Consider the following 5,164-nt stretch of genomic DNA (forward strand, 5'->3'; position numbering starts at 1 on the left):
CCACGAGCTGAACCTGCAGGCCCGCTACACGCCGATTTCCGAGGCGGACTACCAGCACTGGGCCGACGGCCAGGGCGAGGCACGCCATATTGTCACCCTGCTCAGCCGCAAGATCACCCCCGAGCAGTTGCAGCGGGTGAGTGCGGTCATCAGCCAGTATGGCCTGACCATCGAGCGTATCGAGCGCCTGTCGGCACGTGTTGCGCTGGATGTGGAGGCCGGCAAGGGCAAGGCTGCCATCGAAATTTCGGTGCGCGGCGTACCCAGCGATGCCCAGGCCCTGCGTGCCGACTTCTTCGCCCTGGCTGAAGAGCTGAGCGTCGACATCGCCTTCCAGAAGGACGACCTGTTCCGCCGCAATCGCCGCCTGGCGGTGTTCGACATGGATTCGACGCTGATCGAAGCCGAAGTCATCGACGAACTGGCCAAGGCGGCCGGCGTGGGTGAGCAGGTGGCCGCCATCACCGAGCGGGCCATGCGCGGTGAGCTGGACTTCCGCGCCAGCTTCAAGGAGCGCATGGCGCTGCTCAAGGGCCTGGATGTGGGCGTGCTGGACGAGATCGGCGCATCGCTGCGCCTGACCGAGGGTGCCGAAAACCTGTTCGCCGAGCTCAAGCGCCTGGGCTACAAGACCGCAATCCTGTCGGGTGGCTTCACCTACTTCGCCCGCCAGGTGCAGGCACGCCTTGGCATCGACTATGTGTTTGCCAATGAGCTGGAAGTGGTAGATGGCAAGGTGACCGGTGTGGCTGTAGAGCCGATCGTCGACGCCCAGCGCAAGGCGGAGCTGCTGCAGAAACTGGCCAGCGACGAAGGCCTGCAGCTGGAGCAGACCATTGCCGTGGGCGATGGCGCCAACGACCTGCCGATGCTGTCGCTGGCCGGCCTGGGCGTAGCGTTCCGCGCCAAGCCGCTGGTACGCCAGTCGGCCAAGCAGGCGATTTCCACCCTGGGGCTGGATGGCGTGTTGTACCTGCTGGGCCTGCGCGACCGCGACGCACGCGGCTGATCTGGAAATTCAGGGCTGCTTTGCAGCCCTGAAAAAAGGCCCTGCATGTGCAGGGCCTTTTTCATATGGCTTGAATCAAGCCTGCACAGGCACCGCCAGCTGCTGCCCCATGCGTACCGCCGACCCGGCACCCAGACTCTCAGCCCACTTCACCTGCTCTGGCCCGAACAGCACGATGGCGGTCGAACCCAGCTTGAAGCGGCCCAGCTCGGCACCTTTTTCCAAGTGAATCGGCGCACGGCTGCCCTCGTCATAACGGAAGGTCTTCAGCTCACGCTTGGGCGGCGTCACCAGCCCGGCCCACACGGTTTCGATCGAAGCGACGATCATGGCGCCAACCAGTACCACCGCCATCGGCCCGCGTTCGGTATCGAACAGGCAGACCACACGCTCGTTGCGGGCGAACAGCTCGGGGACGTTCTCTGCAGTCGTCTGGTTGACCGAGAACAGCCGGCCCGGCACATAGACCATTTCGCGCAAGGTCCCGGCCAGCGGCATGTGCACGCGGTGGTAGTCCTTGGGCGACAGGTAGATGGTGGCGAACTCGCCGCCCATGAACGGCGCGGCCATGGCCGGGTCACCACCCAGCAGCTCCTGGGCGCTGAAGCCGTGGCCCTTGGCCTGGAAGATGCGGCCATGCTCGATCGGGCCGAGCTGGCTGACGGCGCCGTCGGCCGGGCAGAGGATGGCGCCCGGGGTCTCGTCCAGCGGGCGGGCGCCGGGTTTCAGGGCGCGGGTGAAGAAGGCATTGAAGTGCTCGTAGGCACTGAGGTCCTCGACCATGGCTTCGGCCATGTTCACCTGGTAGCGCTTGGCGAACCAGGCGGTAAAGGCGTTCTTGAACCAGCGCACGCGGCACTCGGCGATGCAGCCGGCCAGCCGCGACAGCAGGTGGTGCGGCAGCAGGTACTGGCTGATGATGAACAAACGGGATTTCATGCAGGTTCCTTAGACTTCTACAGGCGTGTCCGGGTGGTTGCCCCATTCGCTCCACGAGCCGGCATAGGCCTTGACGCGTGGATAGCCGAGGGATTTGGCCACCAGGTAAGTGAAACCGGAGCGGCGGTGGGTCTGGCAGTGGGTGATCACTTCCTTGTCGGGGGTGATGCCCAGTTGCTCGAGAACTTGTTTGATGTCTGGGCGGATGCGCAGGTGGTCGTTGAGGTCCATGCCGGCGGTCCACTCGAAGTTGATTGCGCCGGGGATGTGGCCAGCCTTGGCGGCCAGCACCTTCTCGCCGTTGAATTCCTGCGGTGCGCGGGCGTCCCAGACCACCAGGTCATCGGAGCCCAGGCGGCTTTGCAGGTACTCGCGGGTTGCAGTTGGGGCGCTGTCGATGTGCAGGCGTACCGGGGCGGTGCCACTGGCAGGTACCTCGGTGGACAGCCTGTCTGCCGGCCAGGCCTGGATACCGCCATTGAGGTAGTGGTAGCCCTTGTGGCCGATCACGTCGAGCAGCCAGATGAAGCGCCCGGCCCAGCCGCCGCCCTCATCGTCATACACCACGTACACGGCATCATCGCGGTGGCCGAGCTCGCTGAACAGTTTTTCCAGATCGCCCAAGGGTGGCAGCAGGCCGGGCGCGGGGGGCTGGCCAAGCTGGGTACGCTTGCCTTCGACAAAGCGAGCGCCGGGGATATGCCCGCTGACATAGCGGTTGGCACTGCTGAGGTCGACCAGGATCAGCTGCGGCGAATCCAGGCGGGGCAGCAGGTCCGTGGCTTCGATCACCAGGGGCAGGCCGGTAAAGTCAGTCATCCACGGTCTCCAGTGTGGAAAGAGGGGCGATTGTAGCGCAAGGCTCAGCCCTTGCGGTTGGCAAACACCGACAAGGCTCGCTCGATGCATTGCGCGGTTTTGCCGAAGGCTTGCACGCTGATATCGGCCAGCGGCCGGCAGCCCTGGTCGGCCACCAGCAGCATCAGCACCTGATCGTTCACCGCCAACGAGCGTAGCAGCACATGCTCGCTGCGGAACAAGGCACGCAGCGGCGCGGGCAGCAGGGCGGAGAACTGGCTGTGGTTTTCCGGGGTGATGCGCAGCTGCCCGGCCTGGGACAGCAGCTTCTGCAGCAGTTTGTTCTGCGACACTTGCAGGGCCAGAGCGCTTGCTTCCTTTGCCAGGCCGGCGATCTGCTGCACGCGCAGGTAGTCGCTGGCCTTGTCCAGGCTCAACAGCATGATGCGCTGCATGCCGCAGGCCAGCAGGGCCTCGCGAGCCTGCGTCGCCAGGTGCACGGTGTTGGTGAACGGGCTGGGCTGGGCCAGCAGGTCCTGGCACAGCGTGCGCCAGCGCGCCAGGTCGTCGCTGCTCGGTGGTGGCGGGGCCAGCATGTCAGGGTGCGGGCGGCGTTGGTGCCATGGCCAGATCAGCGCTTCGGCCGGGTGGAACAGGGCATGGCGGGCGTGGCGACGGGCGCTGGCGGCAGCCTGCTGGTGCATCTGCTGCTGCACGTCTGCCAATGAAGTCTGCAGGTACAGCGCGGTCAGCAGTTGCCAGCGCAGCAGGTGCGGGTTGTCCCAGCCCACCTGCGCTGCCAGGGCCAGATTGTTGGCCAGCAACACAGTGTTGGCCGGCTGGTTGAACCAGCGGCGCAGGCCGGGTTCTGCATCCAGGCGGTGTTGCTGGCTGAGCAAGTCCTCGTCGCGGGCGATGCTCAGTACCTGAGCGAGTTGTTCGCGCTCTTCCAGCAGCAGACGATAACCCTGGGTCACCCACTGTGGCAGCCGCCAGTATTCCGCCATGGTCTGACACAGCGCCATGATGCGCACGCCAAATAGCTCGTCCTCTACCAGGGCGGCGTCCTCACCCTTGTGGATAACCCGCAGTTCCCAGGTGTCGAGCAGCTTGGGGTAGGCCAGCGCCAGCGGCCACAGTGGCGACAGGAACAGCAGGCTACCCCAGTGAATTTCTTGCCACAGCCGCGCCAGACGGCTGGCGAACAGGCCGCTGGCCTGTTGCGAGGCATGCTGGCTGATCAGCTGAAACTGGCTGAGCACCGGCGGGATATCTTCGACCGGCACCGCAGGCAGGCGCTTGAGCAGCTGTGCACTGCGCTCCAGGCCCAGGCGGTTGAGAGCGACCTCCAGGCTTTCGGCGGGCTCGGCCTGGCTGGCATTGGTGGGGTGATTGGCTTCGCGCATCACCGACAGCACCAGCGCCGGGCTATCCTGCATCAGTTCGGCGATATCGCGCAGCGAGCGGCGGCTATCATTGATGGCGGCCATGACCCGGTCGTAGCTGTGCTTCGGCACGGGGATGCGAACACTCTCCAGCAGCTTTACCCAGGCCTCTAGCGTACGTGGAGCCTGAGCGGGCACCTTGGTTTCAATTGGCATTTTGACATCAGTCCGAACTGGCTTTTCGCTTTGAGTGGCTATAGTCTGGCGCAGTTCTGCCGATAAGTAGAAGAAGAGTTTTAAAGCTCCCGTCTCTCACCCTGACCACGACAGCAAGTGCTTTGAACCTATGGCTAAAATTATCGGCATCATCGTCGTATTCGCGAGCGTGCTCGGCGGGTACGTGCTCTCCCACGGCAAGATCGCAGCGCTGATCCAGCCGTTCGAAGTACTGATCATCGGCGGTGCGGCCTTCGGTGCATTCCTCCAGGCCAACCCCGGCTACATGACAATGCACGTCATCAAGAAGTCGATGAAGATGTTCGGCTCGCGCTTCAGCCACGCCTACTACCTGGAAGTGCTGGGGCTGGTCTACGAGATTCTCAACAAGAGCCGTCGCGAAGGCATGATGGCCATCGAGGCCGACATCGAGGACGCCGCCGCCAGCCCGATCTTCGCCAAGTACCCGACGGTGCTGGCCGACGAGCGCATGACCGCATTCGTCTGCGACTACCTGCGCATCATGTCCACCGGCAACATGGCCCCGCACGAACTCGAGGGCCTGTTCGACATGGAACTGCTGAGCATGAAGGAAGAGCTCGAGCACCCGTCGCATGCCGTGACCGGCATCGCCGACGGCATGCCGGGCTTCGGTATCGTTGCGGCGGTACTGGGTATCGTGGTGACCATGGCCTCGCTGGGCGATGGTGACCAGGCGGCCATCGGCATGCACGTGGGTGCAGCGCTGGTGGGTACCTTCTTCGGTATTCTGGCTGCCTACGGCTTCTTCGGCCCGCTGGCCAAGTGCCTGGAGCAC

The 5,164-nt window shown here is 64.4% G+C and carries 5 protein-coding genes; 2 read left to right on the forward strand and 3 right to left on the reverse strand.

Going from position 1 to position 5,164, the window contains the following annotated elements; translation table 11 throughout:
* The coding region (serB, locus tag HP546_RS25490; RefSeq protein WP_172231171.1) for a phosphoserine phosphatase SerB at window positions 1–1,009 on the forward strand (1,009 nt) is incomplete at its 5' end.
* A gap of 75 nt (window positions 1,010–1,084) precedes the next feature.
* Here the strand turns inward: serB and asd are convergent.
* Genes asd through HP546_RS25500 form a run of 3 tightly spaced genes read right to left on the reverse strand, consistent with a single transcriptional unit; the run spans window position 1,085 to window position 4,347 of the window.
* Window positions 1,085–1,948 (reverse strand): archaetidylserine decarboxylase, encoded by an 864-nt coding sequence (gene asd / locus HP546_RS31535; RefSeq protein WP_256676307.1) that lies wholly within the window; start codon window positions 1,946–1,948, stop codon window positions 1,085–1,087.
* Between the two features lie 9 nt (window positions 1,949–1,957).
* Window positions 1,958–2,767: a rhodanese-like domain-containing protein gene (locus tag HP546_RS31540; RefSeq protein WP_256678535.1), complete on the reverse strand. Its 810-nt coding sequence runs from the start codon at window positions 2,765–2,767 to the stop codon at window positions 1,958–1,960.
* A 44-nt stretch (window positions 2,768–2,811) separates the two neighbouring features.
* Window positions 2,812–4,347 (reverse strand): HDOD domain-containing protein, encoded by a 1,536-nt coding sequence (locus tag HP546_RS25500; protein ID WP_172231174.1) that lies wholly within the window; start codon window positions 4,345–4,347, stop codon window positions 2,812–2,814.
* 130 nt (window positions 4,348–4,477) lie between these two features.
* Between HP546_RS25500 and motA the strand changes: the two genes are divergently transcribed.
* On the forward strand, window positions 4,478–5,164 hold a 687-nt coding region (gene motA, locus HP546_RS25505), incomplete at its 3' end, for a flagellar motor stator protein MotA (RefSeq protein WP_172231177.1).

It is taken from the genome of Pseudomonas sp. CM25, assembly GCF_013179705.1.
Lineage (GTDB): Bacteria > Pseudomonadota > Gammaproteobacteria > Pseudomonadales > Pseudomonadaceae > Aquipseudomonas.

Coding starts and splice junctions, on each gene's coding strand:
- asd (WP_256676307.1), bottom strand. CDS start 1,948: ATGAAATCCCGTTTGTTCATCATCAGCCAGTACCTGCTGCCGCACCAC.
- HP546_RS31540 (WP_256678535.1), bottom strand. CDS start 2,767: ATGACTGACTTTACCGGCCTGCCCCTGGTGATCGAAGCCACGGACCTG.
- HP546_RS25500 (WP_172231174.1), bottom strand. CDS start 4,347: ATGCCAATTGAAACCAAGGTGCCCGCTCAGGCTCCACGTACGCTAGAG.